The organism is Deinococcus humi (assembly GCF_014201875.1).
Lineage (GTDB): Bacteria > Deinococcota > Deinococci > Deinococcales > Deinococcaceae > Deinococcus > Deinococcus humi.
The window spans coordinates 13,196-32,688 of the sequence record NZ_JACHFL010000003.1; the positions used below are offsets into that span (position 1 = coordinate 13,196).

Consider the following 19,493-nt stretch of genomic DNA (forward strand, 5'->3'; position numbering starts at 1 on the left):
GGGGCTTTAACAGTTGGTTGAGGCGGATCAGCGCCCCGGCTCGATCACCACTTTCCCGGTCGTCTTGCGGTCCAGAAGATCCTGGAAGGCGCGGACGCTCTCGTTCAAAGCATAGGTTGGCCCCACCTGTGGCGTCACCTTGCCGCTGGCAACGAGCGTTGTGAGTGCCTGGGCCGCAGACATCGTGGCCTCGCGGTCATTCATCAGGCTGACCAGCCATAGGCCGGTCACGGTCAGGTTGCGCTTCATCAGTTCCACCGGGCGCAGGTGGGCTTCCTCGCGGCTGGCGTTGCCGATCACGATAATCCGTCCCTGGCCCGCCGCCATGTCCAGACTCTCCTGAAAACGTCGGCCGCCCACCACTTCCAGAATGAGGGGCACGCCCTTGCCGCCCGCCGCGTCACGCACCTTCTGCACGCGGTCTGGATCATCCTGCAGGAGGGTCACATCCGCGCCCAGATCGCGGGCGAGCTGTAATTTTTCCTCGGTACTGGCCATGGCAATCACGTTCAGGCCCATCGCTTTGGCCAGTTGCACGCTGGCGGTGCCCAGTGCCCCCGCTGCTGCCTGCACCAGCACCCACTCGCCTTCCTGGGCGCGCCCCAGCGTTTTCAGACCGTGGTAGGCCGTGAAGTACGACACTGGAAAGGCGGCGGCCTGCGCCCCCGTGAAGTTCCCCGGCACGGGAATGACGGCGGCCGCCTTTGCCACCGCGTACTTCGCCAGCGCCCCGCTGCCTCCCAGGCAGGCCACCCGCTGGCCCACCTGGACGTTGCTGACCCCCTCGCCCAGCGATTCCACGATTCCGGCGAATTCCATGCCCGGGGTATACGGCACCCGGGTGCGGGTCAGATACTCTCCAGCCACGGCCAGCACGTCGGCGAAATTGATGCCCACAGCCTCGACCTCGATGCGGATCTCACCCTCGCCCGGTTGCGGGACGGGGATTTCCCTGACCTCCATCACGTCGGGGGGGCCGAGACGTCCCACCACGATGGCCTTCATCATTTCGCTCATGAGCGGCAGCATACCCGACTGTCCCCCACAAAGTGAACGCGCACGTCAACTGTGAACGTCAACGTATTTGACCGGGGGCGGGCGGCATGGGAGCATACGGTCCTCAGAAGAACGCACAGCTCAAGGAGGTTCTACCCATGACCAACGCGCAAGCAGAGATGGTTCAACAGTCCCGTGACGGTGAGATTCTGATTCTGACCATCAACAACCCGCCCGTGAACGCCTTTTCCCCCGGTGTGCCGGAGGGCTTGAAGGCCGGGTTGGACGCGGCGGCAGCGGACGACAGCGTGAAGGCCGTGGTGATCATAGGCGGCGGGCGCACGTTTGTCGCCGGGGCCGACATTAAGACCTTTGGCCGCCCGCGTGAGGAGGCCCCTGACCTGCGCGGCACCATCGAGAAACTGGATGGATTTGGCAAGCCCACCGTCGCCGCCATCCACGGAACGGCGCTGGGCGGCGGCCTGGAACTGGCAATGGGCTGCACCTACCGTGTGGCGGTGGGGGACGCGCAGGTGGGCCTGCCCGAAGTTAAGTTGGGGGTGTTGCCGGGAGCGGGCGGTACGCAGCGTCTGCCCCGCGTGGTGGGCGCCCAGAAAGCGCTGGAGATGATGCTGTCGGGCAACCCGATCAGGGCGGGTGAGGCGCAACAACTGGGCCTGATCGATGAGATCGTGGACGGCGACCTGCTGGCCGGGGCGGTGGCTTTTGCCCGCAGCCACGCCGACGCCCGCCCACTGCCGCGCATCAGCGAGAAGGGTGTGGAGGGCGGCTCCCCCGAAGTCTTCGCCGCTGCCCGCGAGAGCATCAGGAAGTCGCACCGCGGCCAGCTCTCGCCCTCACTGATCATCGATCTGGCGGAAATGGCGGCCAACCAGCCGTTCCAGGAAGGCTGGGACGCCGAGGCAGGCAAGTTTGTTGAGGCCATGAACAGCCCGCAGTCGCGCGGCCTGCGCCACATCTTCTTCGCCGAGCGCGAAGCGGGCAAGATCCCGGGCATCGATAAGAACACGCCCACCACTGAGATCAGGGCCGCCGGGATCATCGGCGCAGGCACGATGGGCGGCGGCATCGCCATGAACTTCCTGAATGTCGGCATCCCCGTCACTATCGTGGAAACCGCGCAGGACGCGCTGGACCGTGGCCTGGGCGTGATCCGCAAGAACTATGAGAACACTGCCAGAAAGGGCCGGATCAGCATGGAGGACGTCGAGAAGCGCATGGCCCTGCTGACGCCCACGCTGGAGATGGGTGATCTGAAAGACGCCGATATCATCATCGAGGCCGTCTTCGAGAACATGGATGTCAAGAAGGACATTTTCACCCGGTTGGACGGTATTGCCAAACAGGGCGCGATTCTCGCCAGCAATACCTCTACGCTGGATGTCAATGAGATTGCCAGCGTGACCTCGCGCCCGGAAAGCGTGATCGGGCTGCACTTCTTTTCTCCGGCCAACGTGATGAAGCTGTTGGAAATCGTGCGGGCCGACAAGACCAGCGACAGCGTGCTGGCGACCAGCATGGCCCTTGCCAAGAAGATCAAGAAAGTGGGCGTGGTGGTGGGTGTCTGCGACGGTTTCGTGGGCAACCGCATGATTCACCGCTACGGCGATGAGGCCCGCAAGATGGTCGAGGAGGGCGCGAACGTGCAGGACGTGGACGCCGCCATGAACGCGCTGGGGTTGCCGATGGGACCGTTCCAGATGAGCGATATGGCGGGCCTGGACATCGGCTATGCCATTCGTCAGCATCAGGCCAAAGAGCGCGGTGAACCCAAACCCGACGGCTGGCTCGACCGCATCGTGGAGCGCGGTCGCAAGGGTCAGAAGACCAGTGCGGGCATCTACGACTACGGCGAGGACCGCAAGCCCAGGCCCAACGCCGAGATGACCCAGCTGATCGCCGATTACCGCCAGGAGAAGGGCATCACGCCGCGCGAGATCAGCCAGGACGAGGCCACCAAGAGGTTGACCTACAGTCTGGTCAACGAGGGCGCGAAGATTCTGGAGGAAGGTATCGCTCAGCGGGCGGGCGACATTGACGTGATCTACATCTACGGTTACGGCTTCCCGGCCTACCGGGGCGGTCCCATGCAGTACGCCGACGAGCAGGGCCTGAAGAACGTGGTGGCCGACCTGAAGCAGTACGGCCAGACGCCCGCCCCCCTGCTTCAGCAACTGGCCGATGAGGGGGGAACGTTCGCAGGGTGGGACAAGAGGAAATAAGTCCGTGTCCTTGGATCTGCCCTGGCCGGTTCCCGTAGTGGGCAGCTCCCGCTGGAAAACGTCATCCCGACCGCAGTTCCGTCTCCTGTCTCGGGAGCACGATGGCTGCCGACCGTTCTCAATCAATCTCTAGGAGTTCCTATGCCCGAAGCAGTCATCGTTTCTACCGCCCGCACCCCCATCGGTAAGGCTTACCGGGGTTACCTCAACGACACGCACGGCTCCGATATGGGCGCACACGTCGTCACCCACGCTGTCCAGCGAGCCGGGATCGATCCCGCCGAGGTCGAGGACGTGATCATGGGCGTGGGCAATCCCGAGGGAGCGACGGGCAGCAACATCGCCCGCCAGATCGTCCTGCGCGCCGGATTCCCGGTGACCGTGTCCGGCGTGACCGTAAACCGCTTCTGCTCCAGCGGCCTGAACACCATTGCGCTGGCGGCCAACCACGTTATGGCCGGCCAGGGCGAGGTCTTCGTGGCGGGCGGCCTGGAAAGCATCTCGCTGACCCAGAACGAACACGCCAACACGTTCCACCTGCGCGGTGAGTGGCTGATGGAACACAAGCCCGACATCTACATGCCCATGTTGCAGACGGCCGAGGTGGTGGCCAGGCGCTACAGCATTGGCCGCGAGGCCCAGGACGAGTACGCCTATCACTCTCAGATGCGAACGGCGCAGGCGCAGCGCGAGGGCCGCTTCGATCAGGAGATCGTGCCGTACACGGCCACCATGAAGGTGCAGAACAAGGAAACGGGCGAGATCAGCAGCCGTGAGGTCACCATGACCCAGGACGAGGGCAACCGCCCTGACACCACCCTGGAAGGCCTGAGCAAACTCAAGCCGGTGATCGAGGGCGGCACCATCACAGCGGGCAACGCCTCGCAGCTCAGCGACGGAGCCGCCGCCTGCGTGGTGATGAGCGGCGATCTGGCCCGCGAGCGAGGCCTGGAGCCGCTGGGAATTTTTAAAGGTTTCGCGGTGGCCGGCTGCGAGCCGGACGAGATGGGCATTGGCCCGGTGCTGGCGGTGCCCAAGCTGCTCAAGCGTCACGGCATGACTGTGGACGACATCGACCTGTGGGAACTGAACGAGGCCTTTGCGGTACAGGCCCTCTACTGCCGCGACAAGCTCGGCATTGACCCGGAGAAGTACAACATGGCGGGCGGCTCGATCTCGGTGGGGCACCCCTACGGCATGAGCGGCGCGCGCCTGACCGGCCACCTGCTGATTGAGGGCAAACGCCGCGGAGCCAAACATATCGTCGTGACCATGTGCGTGGGCGGTGGGATGGGGGCCGCAGGGTTATTCGAGGTGCTGTAACCGTCTGAAGGTGGATGGGCTGTGGGCGGTCTGGACTGGCCCTCACAGCCCTTCGACATGCCAGTTCCGCTCAACCCCGTGGAGGTTCCATCATGCCCCTTGATCCCGCGCTGAGAGAAGTCCTGTTGAAATTCGCCGCTGCCCCACAGCCCAACGGTCTGGACGAGATGCGTCAGGCCGTTGTTGCCAACGCGGCTCGCACGCCCAAACGTGCCGTTTCCATTGCCCCCACCCGTGACCTGACCCTTCCCGGTCCCGCCTCGGCGCTGCCCGCCCGACTGTATACGCCTGAAGGAACGGCTCCGGCGCAGGGCTGGCCGCTGACCGTGTTCTTCCACGGCGGCGGATTCGTGGCCTACAACATCGAGACCCACGATCAGGTGTGCCGCGAATTGTGCGTGGGCGCGGGTAGCGCTGTGCTGAGCGTGGAATACCGTCTGGCTCCCGAACACAAGTTTCCCGCCCCGGTGGACGATGCCTACGCTGCTTTCACCTGGGCCGCCGCGAACGCTGCCGACCTGGGCGTGAATCCGGCCCGGCTGGCTCTGGCCGGTGACAGCGCGGGCGCGAGCCTGTGCATCGCCGTGACCCAGCGTGCCCGCGACGAGCACGGCCCGGCCATCACCGCGCAATTGCTGATCTATCCCGCCGCCGATTTCGTGAACACGGACCGCTACCCCTCACGCAGGGAGAATGCTGAAGGCTACTTCCTGACCGAGGAACGCATGAAGTTCTTCGCTCAGATGTATCTCGCAGAAGCTGAACATGGCGTGCACCCGCACGTTTCTCCGCTGCACGCTGCCGATCTCCAGCAGCTCCCGCCCGCGCTCATCCTGACGGCCGAGTTCGACCCCCTGCGCGATGAGGGCATCGCGTACGCCGAGGCATTGCGGGCGGCAGGCAACCGCGCCGAACACCAGCCCGGCCCCGGCATGATCCACGGCTTTGCCAACATGACCGGTGTGTCCCCGGCGGCGGCGGCCCTGATCGATACGGCGGCGGCGTGGCTGGGCCGGGAACTGGCGCAGGCCTGATAAGTCGGTCCGCCCCAGCAGAGTCGGGGGCCAGTGCTGCCAGTGGCGTGGGATGGGCTGGCCCGTTCGCGGGCAGAGTCATAGGCCCTGCGCCCGCGCCTCTACAATGCCCCCATGACTTCCCTTCCCACCCGTAAGCCCGCTGAGGTCAGCCGCGATGATCTGGTGCGCTGGCTCAATGATTACCTCAGGATTGACGCCTACCCCGATCCCAGCATGAACGGGCTTCAGATTGAGGGCACCGGGACGATTACCCGTGTCGCAGCCAGCGTGGACACCAGCGTGCAGACGCTTCAGCACGCGGCCGACAGCGGTGCGGACATTCTGCTGGTGCACCACGGCCTGTTCTGGGGCAATCCGCTGGCGGTCACCGGCCCGCACCGCACCCGCCTGCAGACGGCGCTGGCCGCCGACCTGAACCTCTACGCCGCGCATATTCCGCTGGACGCCCACCCCGAAATAGGCAACAATGCCATGATCGCGAACGCCCTGTCGCTGGAGAATCGCGAGCCCTTCGGTGACTGGGGGGGGCACAAGATCGGGCTGGCCGGGGACCTGCCCTTCGAACAGTCCTTGCAGGACTTTGCAGACCGCGTGCAGAAGCTGACCGGCGAGATCTGTCTGGTTCACGGCGGCGGCCAGCCCACCGTCAAACGCCTGGGCATCGTCAGCGGCAGCGGCGCAGACCGCATTGCCGAGGCCGCCGCCCTGGGTCTGGACACCCTGCTGACTGGTGAACCGGAGCACAAGCACTTCCACGACTCCTTCGAGAACGGTGTGAACGTGGTTTTTGCCGGACACTACGAGACTGAAGTGTTCGGCGTCCGCGCCCTGGCCGCAAAGATCGAGGAAGAGTTTGGGCTGCCCTGGCAATTCCTGCATCACCCCACGGGTCTGTGATCGGTGCTTCCGCAGCCTCTGGGCCAGCTTGACCCTGGCTTCTTCCTGTCGTTCGAGGGGCCGGAGGGCGCGGGCAAGAGCACCCAGATCGCGCGACTGGCCCGGCGGCTGGAGGAGATGGCCCTGCCGCATACGGTCACCCGCGAGCCGGGCGGCACGCCCCTGGGAGCGCGTGTCCGCGAGGTTCTGCTCGATCCACAACTGACCATTGACCCGCTGCCCGAATTTCTGCTGTACAGCGCCAGCCGCGCCCAGCTCGTCACCAACGTTATCCGGCCCGCGCTGGACAGGGGAGAAGTAGTGGTCTGTGACCGCTACGCCGATTCCAGCCTAGCGTATCAGGGCTTCGGGCGTGGCCTGGACGCCGCCCTATTGCGCGACATCACGGCGGCGGCGACGGGCGGACTGTGGCCCAACCTGACGGTGCTGCTCGATCTTGATCCGAGGGTGGGGCTGGAGCGGGCAGCACAACGTGGTCAGCCAGACCGACTGGAGCGCACCGATCTCGCCTTCCACCAGCGCCTGCGCCAGGGATTCCTGGAACTGGCGGGTACGCAGCCGGAGCGCTTCTTGGTGCTGGACGGCACGCAGCCTGCTTCCACCCTGGAAGAGAAAATCTGGGAGGCTATCCAATCACGCCTCCCAGACTCGAGGGGTTAGAAGCCCTAGCGCCGGGGCTGGCTCCGCCCATTGGTCAAGCCCAGCCCCGGCACTTTGACCTCAAAAATGGTGCCCCAGCGTTTGCCAGTCAGCAGCAGCGTGCCACGTTCGGGCACGTAAGCGATGCCGTTGGGAATGTCGTCGAAGGTCAGGGGCTTTCCCAGTTTGGCGGCGTTGGCGCTGACTTCCCGGGTCAGAGCGGACACGTCGATCCAGGCGGTGACCTTGCCCGTCTGCGGATCGATGCGCGCAATGCGGTCCGTCAGCCAGATGTTGGCGTAGACGCTGCCTCCGGCGTATTCCAGCTCGTTGAGGTTCTTGACCGGCTGCCCGCCGCTGGTTACAACCACACTGCGCTTGACGGCGAAGGTTTTGGGATCGCGCCACACCAGCGTGGGTGTGCCGTTGCTCATGATCAGATCCTTCCCGTTGGTGGTCAGGCCCCAGCCCTCGCCCTGGTAGCGGTAGCGCCCCACCTCCTTCATGGTGGCCATGTCGAAGGCGAAGGCCAGGCCGTCCTGCCAGGTGAGGTGATAGGCCAGCCCCCCCAGCACGGTCACGCCCTCGCCGAACGCCGTGGCCAGCGGCGTGGCGACCCGCCCAAGGACCTTGCCGGTTTTCAGTTCCGCCCGCCGCACGCCCGACTCGCCCACCAGCCCGGTGCTTTCGATGTAGGTACCGTCCCCCAGGTACTGGAAGCCCTCGGTGAAGGCGGCGCGGTCATGCGGGAAGCGGTTGACGACGCTGGCGATCAGCGTGGGCGGCGTGGCGGGGGCGGCTGCCGGGGCGGGTGATGATGCAGGCGGCGTGGATTGGGCCAGCCCCGTGTTCAGGGACACGAGACTGAGCAGAGGCAGGAAGCAGGCGGCGCGCACGCCCCCATGGTAGGGAACAGGAGCGTCAGGTATCTGACATTTGCCCCAAGATTCCTGATAGGGCTACGGGCAGGCTAGACAACTGGTGAGGCGGCCAGGATGTGCGCCGCACCGACACGCACCCGGTCGTCCGGGTCATCCAGCAGGCGACGCACCCGGTCCGTCTCGCCCCAGCAGGCCAGGGCCCAGGCTGCCGCCTCGCGCACTTCCGGGGCGGGGTCTGCCGCGCCCGCCAGCAACAGCGGCCAGCCCTGGGGCGCGCGGGTGTTGCCCAGCACGGTCAGTGCGTTGCGGGCCATACCCTTGCGGCGCGGGCGCAGAAACGCCGTGCCCGCGAAACGCCGGTTGAACTCGCGCTCGCCGATTCCAAAGAAGGCACCCAGATCGGGATGTGCCAGTTCCGGTTGTGGCCTGAGCAAGGCCGCCAGTGGTCCGGCCTTCTGTGACCACGGGCAGACCTCACTGCACACGTCGCAGCCGAACAGCCAGTCGCCCATGTCAGCCCGGAACTCCGGCGGAATGGGGCCACGGTGCTCAATTGTTAGGTACGAGATGCAGCGCCGGGCATCGATGGTCCGGTCATCGCCAATCGCGTTCGTCGGGCAGGCGGCCACGCAACGAAAACAGCGTCCGCAGCGGTCGGGATGTACCTGTGTTGACCCTTCGAAGGGCAGATCGGTCAACAGCACCGCCAGGGTCACGAACGCGCCCAACCGCGTGCTGACCATCATCCCCGACTTGCCGCGCCACCCCAGAAACGCTCCCGATGCGAACAGGCGTTCCATCACGGGGCCGTGATCCACGTAGCCGCGTGCCCGGACACCCAGCGCAGCGGCCTCGGTTTCCAGGCGGGTCAACAGGGGTTGCAACTGATCGTGGTAATCGGGCGTCCAGGCATAACGGGCCACCCGCCCCACCCGGATGCCGTCTGCGGGCGCGGGCGGTTCCTCGAAGGCGTGCGAGACGCCCAGCACCAGCACGCTGCCAACGCCCTCCAGGCGTGAGGATGGGTCTGCCCGTACGGGGAGTTGTCTCTCCAGGTAGCCCATGCCCGCGTGCCGCCCGGCCCCCAGCCAGCGGGCGTACTCGTCTACCGCCCCTGCAGGAATCTGCGCCGCCGCCCAGCCCACCGCGTCCACCCCCAGACTCTGGGCGAGATCGGCAAGCTGTTCGGCGGGAACACTCATGCGCGCCAGTATGCCGCGGGAGACAACCTCAAAAAGGAGTCCACTTCCCGGAAGCTGTGCCCTGCCCAGGGTTCAGCGGCTGCGCTTCCCGCCCCCCAGCCGCCGTTCGGCCTGTCCGAGTAGAAAGTCGAGGGCACGGTCGCGTTTGCGCGCCTTGACGTACTTGCCCCGTTTGACTTTGCGGCCGCGGCGCAGCAGACCGATGACCTGAAGGGCGATGGGCGCGTAAGCCAGCAGCTTGCTTAGTCTGGAAGACGAGCCTTGTGTGGAACGGCCTTTGACGGTGCGGTTGCGTGAATGTTTCATGCTTCCATTACGACAGTTCCGATCCTGGAGTTGCAGGCTTGTGGGCCGGGACTCCGGGTTGTCTGCCCCCTCGCTCACCCTTGCCCCGTCGCCCGTCGCGCTAGCCTGCGGGATGTGACTCTGGCCCCCGCTCCCGCCCCACAAGTCTGGCTGGTGGTGGTGAATCTGCCCGTCCCAGCGCAGGATTTCAGCGTTCCGCACGGCTGGCAGGGTCCGGTGCCCACCGGTTGCCGGGTGCTGGTGCCATGGCGCGGCAAACTGGTGGTAGGCCTGGTCGTGGGCGAGAGCGAGCCGCGTGGCGCTTCCCGTCTGCGCGAGGCGGTGCATGTGCTGGATGCCCCGGCCTGTCCCTGGGTCACGCCGCAGACGGTGCAGGGCGTCTGCGCCTGGGCCACCGACGCCCGTATCCCCGCCGGACTGATCTGGGGAGACCTGCTGGGTGTGGGCTGGACGGTGGATTACAGCCACAGCGTCCGTGCGGTGGAGGGCGCCGATCTGAGTGCTTTTGCCCGCAAGGCTCCCACAACGCTCTGGACGGATGCGGGCGCGTTCCACCCCGCCCTGCTGGACGCCGTGCGCGAACAGGGCCTGCTGGAAGAACGCTTTGAGGGGCGTCCCCGGACCAGGGGCGTGATCCGTGCCCGTGAACTGGCCGAGGTGCCCGCCGCCGCCCGCGCCGTGACGGTCCTGCGCGCCGTGACGCCCCCGCCTGCCCCACTGACGCCCCGGCAGACCCACGCCCACGCCTGGCTGGCTGAACACGGCCCACAGGACTCACTGAACGGTTGGGCGAAGGCGGCTGGCGTGAGTGCCAGCGTCGTGACCGGCGTGCTGAACGCGGGGGGCGCTCAGTATGTCCAGGCGGCAGCCACGCCACCCCCCGCCTGGGACTGGCTCTGCGAAGCCGGGCCGCAGGACACCCTGAGTGCCTGGGCCAACGGCGCGAGCATGGACGGCACGCCGTTGTCACCCACCGCCGCCGGCACGCTGCTGGCGCGTGGCTGGGCCGATACCGTGCAGGTTCTGGCCCCACCGCCCGCCCTGCCCGGGGCGGTTGCCAGCGAAATCAACCACGATCTCCCGGACCGCCTGCCCGAGGCCCCGCTGTGGCGGCTGCACGGCGGGCGGGCAGCCTCGCGCTTCCGGACCCTCATGCCACGCGTGTTGCGGCTGCTAGGGCAGGGCCGGGGAGTGCTGATCCTCGCCCCCGATCACGCCACGTTGCGCCGTGCCTGGGAAGGACTGTCGGGGCTGGCCACCCACGCCGGAACGAGTGCCGTGCAGCTCAGCGGACAGTTGAACGATCTCCAGCGTGGCCACACCTGGGAACTGGTCCGCAAGGGCGCGGCGCGGCTGGTGATCGGCAGTGCACACGCGCTGGCCGCACCGCTGCAGGATCTCGCGTTGATCGTGGTTCTGGAAGAGGGCAGCGACGCCCACAAATTGCTGTCCGGTTCCAGGGCCTTCGTGCCGGACATCGCCGCGCGGGTGGCTGCCGCGCACGACATTCCACTAGCCGCGCTGGGGGCCACTCCGGCTGCCGAGAGCGTGCCGTGGCCCGGCGCGGTGCTGCCGCCACCGCGTGCCCGCGTCCATATCGTGGATTACGCCACACCCCCGGAACAGCCCAGCCTCGGTCCGCTCAGTGGGGCACACCTGGGGATAGGGGACATGGGCTATCCGATCAGTCATGATCTAGCCCGTCTGCTGCGGCAGGTGCAGGAACGTGGACGGCAGGCGGCCCTGCTGGCCCCCCGGCGCGGCTACTCGGCGTTGCTGCGCTGTCCCAGCTGCGAGCACACCCCGCAGTGCCGCAATTGCGACGTGCCGCTGCGCTTTCACCAAGCCACGCGCCAGATGGCCTGCCACCAGTGCGGTTACCACGAATCCATGCCGGACCGCTGCGACAACTGCGGCGAGCAGATGTGGAAGGCGCGCGGTCCCGGCACCGAGTGGATCGCGCAGGAGGTGGGGCGGTTGCTCCCCGGCATGCCTGTCTACCGTATGGACCGGGACCGTCAGGACTCCCTTGCACAGTTGTACGAGGGGGAGCCGGGGGTGCTGGTGGGCACGCAGCTTCTGTTATCGCACGACGCGCCGCCCAACCTGGCGCTGGTGGCGATCACGCTGGCCGACACCTGGCTCAATGTCTCGGACTTCCGCGCCTCAGAGCGCTACCACCGCCTGCTGCGGCAATTGGCCGAGTGGCACCCGGCCCGCGCTCCGCTGCTGGTGGTTCAGACCTTCCAGGCCGGTCATCCGGCCTTGCGGGTGCTGGCCGACGGGCGCGACACCCTGGCCTATCCTGCCGCCGAGGAACGTGCCCGCAAGGAACTGGGTTACCCGCCCCACGCCCGGCTGGCCCAGGTGGAAATCACCGCCCGCGAGGCCAAACGCGCCCAGATGGCGGCGCAGGAACTGGCCGAAGCGCTGCATGGGGCCGGGGCCACAGCGCACGAGGTTCTGGGTCCCGCCCCCAGCCCAGTGGCCCGGTTGCGCGGCGTGTACCCCTATCACCTGTTCCTGCGTGCCCGCAGCGACGCCCGCCTGGCCGAACTGCTCAGGGTCCTGGACACCCGGACGTGGAAGGCGCGGGTGCGGGTGGACGTGAACCCACGTGGCGGGCTGTAAGCGCAGAATCTGAACAGCAAAAAGCCCCCTCCACCGGGGAGAGGGCCTGCCTTGCACTGCTGGGCGCCTAGACTTCCAACTCTTTCTTGGAAATAAAGGGCATCATGTCGCGCAGTTCCTTGCCCACGGTTTCCAGCTTGTGGTCGCGCATCTTGCTGCGTTCCCCGTTCATGTACGGGAACCCGCTCTCGGCATCCTCAATGAACCTCTGAGCGAACTTGCCGGTCTGGATGTCGCTCAGCACGTCTCTCATGGTGGCCTTGGTCTCATCGGTGATGATGCGCGGCCCGGTCACGTAGTCGCCGAACTCGGCGGTGTTGGAAATGCTGTGGCGCATGCCCTCGAAGCCCTTCTCGTAGATCAGATCGACGATCAGCTTGACCTCGTGCAGGGTTTCAAAATATGCGATTTCCGGCTGGTACCCGGCGTCCACCAGGGTCTCGAAGCCCGCCTGGATCAGGTGGGTCACGCCGCCGCACAGCACGCTCTGCTCGCCGAACAGGTCCGTCTCGGTCTCTTCCTTGAAGGTGGTTTCCAGCACGCCCGCGCGGGTGCAGCCGATGCCGCGTGCGTAGGCCAGCGCAATGTCACGGGCCTGTCCGGTGGCGTCCTGCCCTACGGCAAAGATGCCGGGCATGCCTGCGCCGTCGGCGTATACGCGGCGCAGCATGTGGCCGGGTCCTTTGGGCGCAACCAGGAACACATCTACACCTGCAGGCGGCTTGATGCGCCCGAAGTGGACGTTGAAGCCGTGGCCAAAGGCCAGGGCCTTGCCGTCGGTTAGGTGCGGCTCGATGCTTTCGGTGTAGGTTGCCGGCTGGTTCTCGTCAGGAATCAGCAGCATGACCACATCGGCTTCCCTGGTGGCGTCCTCGATGCGCGCCACTCGCAGTCCAGCCTGTTCCGCCTTGGCCCTGCTGCTGCTGCCCTCGCGCAGGCCCACCACGACATTAAAGCCGCTGTCTCTTAAATTCTGCGCGTGCGCGTGCGCCTGAGAACCGTAGCCGATGATGGCGATCAGTTTGTTCTCGATGGGGGCGGTGTCCACGTCTCGGTCGTAATACATTTTTGCGGCCATAAGTGGGATTCTCCTACAGGTGGGGGTTTTGGGGGGCGTGTGGGCTAGGGGAGGGCGCAAAGAAGGGCAGGCGACCAAATTACGCCCCACTGGTCCCACCTCCCACCAAGGAGAGGTGAGCCGAGGTGACGAATAAGCCTTAGGGGGTGGACAGTGCAAAGGTGCTGTCTACCCCTTCAAAAGAGATTCGGAACCCCACGTGCCCGTTCCTCCCGCGCCTCCAGTCCTTCCAGCGCGGGGCGCAACGTGTCGGATTCGCCGCCGTGGTAGATATGGCTGGCGATGTCGGCGTTGCTGCCGCGCGTCAGGGCAATGCGGCCTGTTCGCATGGTTTCCAGGATGCCGAAAGGGCGCATCTGCTCAATGAAGGCGGTCAGCTTGCCCTCGTCGCCGGTCACCTCGAAGGTCAGGGCGTGGCGGCCTACGTCCACGATGCGGCTGCGGAAATCCTCGGCGATCTGGCGCACCTCCACGCGGCTCTCGGGCGTGATGGCCACCTTGACCAGCACCAGTTCACGGTCAACATACTTTTCCAGGCTGTGATCGATGATCTTTACCACGTCGTGCAGCTTCTCCAACTGCCGGATGGCCTGCTCCACCACCCCCCGGTCGCCATGAACCACGATGGTCATGCGCGAGACGCCAGGGTGTTCGGTGTTGCCCACACTCAGGCTCTTGATGTTGTAGCCGCGCCGTCCGAACAGCGCCGTGATACGGGTCAGCACGCGCGGCTCGTCGCGCACCAGGATGGACAGCAGCTGATCGTAGGAGATGGGTTCGGTCATGCGTCATTCACCTCTGCGGCGGTGCTGGTGGGGGCCTCATTCATTGGAGCGTCGGCCAGCTGGGCTTTCAATTCAGCCGCCCGCCTGGGATCGGATTCGATCATCTCGTACAGCGCGGCCCCAGCCGGCACCATCGGGAAGACGCCGTGCTCGTGCGGTACCACCACTTCCAGCAGGGCGGACTTAGGGTCGGCCAGCCACGCGTCAATCGCCCCTGGCAGTTCCTCGGCGCTGCTGGCGCGGTAGCCCGGCACATCGTAGGCGTCGGCCAGTTTCAGGAAATCGGGATTGGAATCACCCAGCCACACTTCCGAGTAGCGCTTGCCGTGGAACATCTCCTGCCACTGGCGCACCATGCCCAGGAAGGAGTTATTGATGATGCAGATCTTGACGTTGCGGATGTCGTACATCTTCAGCGTGGCCAGTTCCTGCGCCGTCATCTGAAAGCCGCCGTCGCCCGCGATCACCACGCTGCGGACACCGGGTTCGGCCATACCCGCGCCGATGGCAGCCGGGAAACCGAAGCCCATCGTTCCCAGCCCACCGGAGTTGAGCCAGCGCCGGGGCTTCTCGAAGCGGGCCAGTTGCGCGGCCAGCATCTGATGCTGTCCCACATCGCTGCTGAGAATGTCGTCCGGGGTCAGGCGGTCCACCACAGCCTTGACGGCGTAGCCCGCGCCCCAGTGATCCGGGGTCTCGTTGCGGTCCTTCCATTCCTGAAGCTGCGCAGTCCAATCGGGCCAGACGCCCTTCAAGGCCCCCTCGGTCAGTTTGACGGCGGCCACCTTGGCGTCGCCGCGCACGGGAACGTGCGTGCGGATGATCTTGCCGATCTCGGCGGCGTCCAGTTCGATGTGAATGATCGAGGCGTTGGGCGCAAAGCCGCCCACGCGCCCAGTCACACGGTCATCGAAGCGCAGACCGATGCCCATCAGCACGTCGGCCTCGCTGATGGCGCGGTTGGCGGCCACGCTGCCGTGCATGCCCGGCATGCCCAGCCACAGCGGATCGCTGGCGGGGAAGGCGCCCAGGCCCATCAGCGTGGTGATCACGGGGATGTCCCAGGCGCGGGCCAGCGCGGTGATCTCGGCGGCGGCGTCCAGAGAGCCGCCTCCAGCCATGATCACGGGCTTCTTAGCACTCCTGAGCAGCTCCAGCGCCCGCTCGATGGACTCGTCGGACGGTGCAGGAATCTCGGGGCGGGCATGGGGGGAAGGGATTGCACCGGCATAAGCGGCGAGTTGCACATCCTTGGGAATGTCCACCAGGACCGGGCCAGGGCGTCCGGCGCGGGCAATTCGGATGGCCTCGGCAATGATCTGTGGAAGCTCCTCCACGTCGCGCACCACGTAATTGTGTTTGGTGATGGGCAGGGTGATTCCGGTGATGTCGGCCTCCTGGAAAGCGTCGGTGCCCATCAGGTGCCGGGCCACGTTCCCGGTAATTGCCAGCAACGGGACGCTGTCCATCATGGCGTCGGCCAGGCCGGTGACCAGGTTGGTGGCACCGGGACCGGAAGTGGCCAGGCACACCCCGATCTCGCCCGTCGCCTTGGCCCAGCCCTCGGCGGCGTGAGCCGCACCCTGCTCGTGGCGGGTCAACACATGACGCACTTCCGGGTAGAAGGTCAGCGCGTCGTACACCGGCATGATCGCACCGCCAGGGTAGCCGAACACTGTGGTAATTCCGTGGTTGGCCAGCGTGGCCCAGAGGGCCTTCGCGCCGGTCATCTCGCCCCTGCTCAGTTCTTGCCCACTCGGTTCCTGCCCGTCTGCCTGTCCCATAGAACCTCCTCAACAAAAATCCCCCGCCTCGACTGGGGCGGGGGTGTGCGGCATGGCGCGTTGCTTAGCCTCGAAAACCCCCGATGCTAAGAATTACCACCACGAGATTCGCACTCATGCCGTATAGCTTACGGGTTTGAGGGGGGATGGAAGGAAGAAGGCTAGATAAGAGGAAAGCAATGCTCGGCAGAGCCGTGTAGTGAGAGGAGCTTGAAAGGAACCCGTCACACGTCGTGCATGGCCGGATGCAGCGTGAACGCGAAGGCCACCGTACTCGCAACGTTCATATCATGGAGATTGTCCTGGGGAAACTCAGAGCACGTTTAGACGCCTTCTGCTTCGGCCCAGTTGCGATCCCTCATTTCGCCCATCAATCAATGTCAGCGGGATGCTCATCCAGGCTAGATAGAAAAACGCCCCGCCTTGCTGGCAGGGGCGCTCCTCTAATCCTTACTGTTTAGCGGTTATTCACAAACTCGCGGTCGGCGAAGTCCTCGCGGCGGGGCTGGCTGTTGCCGCCACGGTCATCGCGGTCACGGCTCCAACGGCCCTGTCCACCACGGTTGCCTCCCCCCTGATAGCCTCCGCCACCCTGGTTGCTGCGTCCGCCGTAACCGCCGCCCTGTCCACGGTAACCGCCCTCGTCGCGCTGGCCACGCCCACGGCCTCCACCCTGGTAACCGCCGTCTCGGCGCTCACGGGTGGGCTGCTCGAACAGTTCGGGCAGTTCCTGAGCCACTTCGATCTGGATGTCGCCTTCCAAGGGATTGGCGGCCATCAGCTTGGCCAGGAATTCCGTGGGGATGTCGGCCACAGTGCCGCCGCGCCACTGGCGCACCTTGCCCAGACGGCGGGTGTCCACGTCGCCATTGCGGGCGAGCAGGGCCACGGTGCGGGCCACGCTCAGGCGCTCGCCGTGGATCAGGATGGTGGTCAGACCTTCCTCACCGCTCAGCAGGCTGGCGGCCTTGGCCGGCTCGGTGACGCCGCTGATCTTGGCCAGAGCGCGGGCCAGCGCCTCCAGGCCCAGTTCATTGAACAGCATCTCGGCCTGGGCCTGGAAGCCAGCGGCCACGGTGGGATCCACCTTACGGATCATGTCGGCCCCGGCGTGGGCGCTGGCAGCGGCCACCTCAGCAGGAGTGGGGATGGTGCGTTCGATGAAACGGACGCCAGTCACGCGCTCCAGGCCGGACATCTCGCGGTTTTCGCGGTCGCCGTACATGATGATGGCTGTGCCAGTGCGCCCCGCACGTCCGGTGCGTCCCGAACGGTGGATGTAGCTGTCGGGATCCTGGGGGAGGTGGTACTGGACCACCAGGTCGACCTCAGGGATGTCCAGACCACGGGCGGCCACGTCGGTCGCCACCAGCACGCCGGCCCGTCCACTGCGGAAGGCACTCAGCGCACGCTCCCGCTGGCTCTGGGCGAGGTCGCCGTGCAGCGCTTCGGCTTCCAGGCCCCGGTGGATCAGCTCGTTGGCCAGTTCGTCGGCCTCACGCTTGGTCCGGGTGAAGACAATTGCCTTCTCGGGGTTGTAGACCGTCAGCAGGTCAGCCAGCACGCGGGTGCGGCTGCGGCCCACGCGCACCTTGAGGTGCTCCACGGTCTGCGCGGCCTGGTTCTTACCAGAGCCCACCATGTCCACCAGGACGGGGTCCTGCATGTACTTGTGGCTCAGACGCTTGACATCTGGGCTCAGCGTGGCGCTGAACAGCAGGGTCTGGCGGTCTGCGGGAGCGTTCTGCAGAATGGTTTCGATCGCCTCGGCGAAGCCCACCGACAGCATCTCGTCGGCCTCATCCAGAACGGCGAACTGCACGGCACTCAGGTCGATGTTGCCGCGTTCCAGGTGGTCGATCAGGCGTCCAGGAGTGCCGACAATTACGTCGACGCCACGGCGCAGCGCGTTTTCCTGGGGAGCGTAGGCCGCGCCGCCGTATACGGTGACGGTGGTGAGATCCACGCCGGTCTTGCTGAACTCATCGGCCACCTGCTTGGCCAGCTCACGGGTGGGGGTGATGACGATGGCGCGGGGCAGACGGCCACGTTCGCGGCTGCCTTCCAGTTTGCTGATGATCGGCAGGGCAAAGGCCAGGGTCTTGCCCGTGCCGGTGCGGGCGCGTCCGATCAGGTCGCGTCCCTCCAGGGTCTGGGGCAGGCTGCCTTCCTGAATGGGGCTGGCTTCGGTAATACCACGTTCGGCGAGACGCGCCGCGAGTTCGGGCGCAATCAGTTGGTCAAAGTTCATTTGTAGTCCTTTCGGGAAAGCACGTTGCCCCAGTGACCACCAAATGCCTTTGTCCCAACGAGCGCGTGGCTCCGAGCAGCATGTCCGTGGATATTGAAAATGGGGGTACCTTCCGGCTGCCAGGCCCTTCCTGGTCAGCGCACGAAGAAGAAGAATACAGGAAATTGCAGAAGAGTGCAAGAGGGAAAACGAGCGGCTGGACACTGGCTGGGAGTCGTCAGGCGCTCCCTAGCGTCGCCGCTGTAAAAGCCCTCTGCTAGGAGTGGCGCGGATCGATCCCGTTTTCGTTCGTGACTTCCGCGTAGGTGTCCAGCACAGTGTCGACCATCTGGCGCGTGCTCAGGATGCCGGACATGTCCAGCGCGGTGATGATTTCCTGCGGGTTCAGGCTGGGGTTGGCGCAGGCGCGCAGCAGGGCGTGGTTGACCAGACCGGTGCCGGGGCGTACGCCGCCCGCAGGCAGCCACGCTTCGGGCAGACGCGGCAACAGGCGGGCAGCGAAGTCCAAGATGTCGGGCCTGTTCCGCCGCAATTCACCCAGCAGCCCACCCACCGAATGGACGCTGACATAGTGCAGCAGCGTGGAGAGGCGCTGGGGCCGTTCCGGATCCGGCCAGCGGGTCAGCAGTGGGACGCCCAGTCTGGCGGCGACCGCTTCGTCCAAATCGCGTACGGGCGACACTTCCAGCAGATGCTGGATGCTCTGGGCGTCGATGAACACGCTGTCCGGTTCCGTCCTGACACGTTCGGGCAGGGTGGCGGCGTAGTCGCGCGACAGCCGGTCCAGGGCCATGAACTCCTCATCGGCCATTTCCAGCAGTCCGGCCAGACGGTAGAAGCGGCGCTGCACCTCGCGCGGCACGGCCTCCCGGTTCTTGTAGCCCAGGTCATGCTCGATCTCTGCCCAGGCGTGCTGAAGGATCGAGCGGATCTGGACCTCGTAGTGCTGGGGCGGCTCAGTGACGTGCGGTGTGAACTGCTCCACCAGACGCGGCACCTTGACCACGTAGTGCACCCCCATGTACCCGAACCGGTCCGGGTCATGCATCATGCTCTTGTCCACCGAGTGTTCCCAGTTGATCTCGTGGTGCGCTTCCAGCAGCCTGGACACGGCGGCCACGTCCGATTCGAAATAGGTGATGACGCGCACGGCCACCAGATCGGTTACGTCCTCCAGCGTCCGGTAGCGCCCCGGCTTGCGCCGCAGCTTGTCGGCCAGGCTCTCGGGACGTTTCAGGCGGCCCGTGATGTTGTGGACCTTCAGGCCCGCTTCCTCGATCAGATGTGTGGTGTGCGCCAGCGCGGCGTCACGCAGGGCAGCGTACCGGGCCTCACGCGCCTGGTAGGTGGTCACCAGAGGATCAGTCATGAATGCGCGCAGAATACGCCGGGCATCGCCCATTGGCCTGAAGTTCTGCCTCATGCCGGCGTGCTACACCT

General features: G+C 65.9%; 15 protein-coding genes. 6 read left to right on the forward strand and 9 right to left on the reverse strand.

What is annotated here, in order from left to right; translation table 11 throughout:
- Positions 1–27: 27 nt before the first annotated feature.
- Positions 28–1,017 (reverse strand): NADPH:quinone oxidoreductase family protein, encoded by a 990-nt coding sequence (locus HNQ08_RS06870; RefSeq protein WP_184129029.1) that lies wholly within the window; start codon positions 1,015–1,017, stop codon positions 28–30.
- A 137-nt stretch (positions 1,018–1,154) separates the two neighbouring features.
- On the opposite strand from HNQ08_RS06870, the gene HNQ08_RS06875 reads away from it, so the two are divergent.
- The 5 genes from HNQ08_RS06875 (at position 1,155) to tmk (ending at position 7,156) form a co-directional block, all read left to right on the forward strand.
- On the forward strand, positions 1,155–3,239 hold the full coding sequence (locus HNQ08_RS06875; RefSeq protein WP_229790009.1) for a 3-hydroxyacyl-CoA dehydrogenase NAD-binding domain-containing protein: 2,085 nt from the start codon (positions 1,155–1,157) through the stop codon (positions 3,237–3,239).
- A gap of 141 nt (positions 3,240–3,380) precedes the next feature.
- Positions 3,381–4,562: an acetyl-CoA C-acyltransferase gene (locus tag HNQ08_RS06880; protein ID WP_184129031.1), complete on the forward strand. Its 1,182-nt coding sequence runs from the start codon at positions 3,381–3,383 to the stop codon at positions 4,560–4,562.
- A 92-nt stretch (positions 4,563–4,654) separates the two neighbouring features.
- Positions 4,655–5,596 (forward strand): alpha/beta hydrolase, encoded by a 942-nt coding sequence (locus tag HNQ08_RS06885; RefSeq protein WP_184129033.1) that lies wholly within the window; start codon positions 4,655–4,657, stop codon positions 5,594–5,596.
- 114 nt (positions 5,597–5,710) lie between these two features.
- Positions 5,711–6,496 (forward strand): Nif3-like dinuclear metal center hexameric protein, encoded by a 786-nt coding sequence (locus HNQ08_RS06890; protein WP_184129035.1) that lies wholly within the window; start codon positions 5,711–5,713, stop codon positions 6,494–6,496.
- 3 nt (positions 6,497–6,499) lie between these two features.
- Positions 6,500–7,156 (forward strand): dTMP kinase, encoded by a 657-nt coding sequence (tmk, locus tag HNQ08_RS06895; RefSeq protein ID WP_229790008.1) that lies wholly within the window; start codon positions 6,500–6,502, stop codon positions 7,154–7,156.
- 5 nt (positions 7,157–7,161) lie between these two features.
- On the opposite strand, the gene HNQ08_RS06900 is transcribed toward tmk, so the two are convergent.
- The 3 genes from HNQ08_RS06900 to HNQ08_RS06910 form a co-directional block, all read right to left on the reverse strand.
- Positions 7,162–8,031, reverse strand: a complete 870-nt coding sequence (locus HNQ08_RS06900) for a glutaminyl-peptide cyclotransferase (protein WP_184129037.1) — start codon at positions 8,029–8,031, stop codon at positions 7,162–7,164.
- Positions 8,032–8,105: 74 nt separating this feature from the next.
- Positions 8,106–9,218, reverse strand: a complete 1,113-nt coding sequence (gene queG / locus HNQ08_RS06905; protein ID WP_184129040.1) for a tRNA epoxyqueuosine(34) reductase QueG — start codon at positions 9,216–9,218, stop codon at positions 8,106–8,108.
- Positions 9,219–9,290: 72 nt separating this feature from the next.
- A complete protein-coding gene (locus tag HNQ08_RS06910; protein ID WP_184129042.1) occupies positions 9,291–9,524 on the reverse strand; it encodes a hypothetical protein in 234 nt (77 codons plus the stop codon).
- A gap of 114 nt (positions 9,525–9,638) precedes the next feature.
- Between HNQ08_RS06910 and priA the strand changes: the two genes are divergently transcribed.
- Positions 9,639–12,155, forward strand: coding sequence for a replication restart helicase PriA (priA, locus tag HNQ08_RS06915; protein ID WP_229790007.1), 2,517 nt, complete (start codon positions 9,639–9,641; stop codon positions 12,153–12,155).
- Between the two features lie 67 nt (positions 12,156–12,222).
- Here priA and ilvC read toward each other — a convergent pair whose 3' ends face one another.
- The 5 genes from ilvC to HNQ08_RS06940 form a co-directional block, all read right to left on the reverse strand.
- A complete protein-coding gene (ilvC, locus tag HNQ08_RS06920; protein WP_184129046.1) occupies positions 12,223–13,233 on the reverse strand; it encodes a ketol-acid reductoisomerase in 1,011 nt (336 codons plus the stop codon).
- Positions 13,234–13,409: 176 nt separating this feature from the next.
- Positions 13,410–14,018: an acetolactate synthase small subunit gene (gene ilvN / locus HNQ08_RS06925; RefSeq protein ID WP_184129048.1), complete on the reverse strand. Its 609-nt coding sequence runs from the start codon at positions 14,016–14,018 to the stop codon at positions 13,410–13,412.
- Positions 14,015–15,802, reverse strand: coding sequence for a biosynthetic-type acetolactate synthase large subunit (gene ilvB / locus HNQ08_RS06930; protein WP_229790006.1), 1,788 nt, complete (start codon positions 15,800–15,802; stop codon positions 14,015–14,017). Before ilvB ends, ilvN begins: the two co-directional genes overlap by 4 nt.
- A gap of 457 nt (positions 15,803–16,259) precedes the next feature.
- Positions 16,260–18,053, reverse strand: coding sequence for a DEAD/DEAH box helicase (locus tag HNQ08_RS06935; protein ID WP_184129051.1), 1,794 nt, complete (start codon positions 18,051–18,053; stop codon positions 16,260–16,262).
- Between the two features lie 256 nt (positions 18,054–18,309).
- Positions 18,310–19,422, reverse strand: a complete 1,113-nt coding sequence (locus tag HNQ08_RS06940) for a GTP pyrophosphokinase (RefSeq protein ID WP_184129053.1) — start codon at positions 19,420–19,422, stop codon at positions 18,310–18,312.
- Positions 19,423–19,493 lie beyond the last annotated feature (71 nt).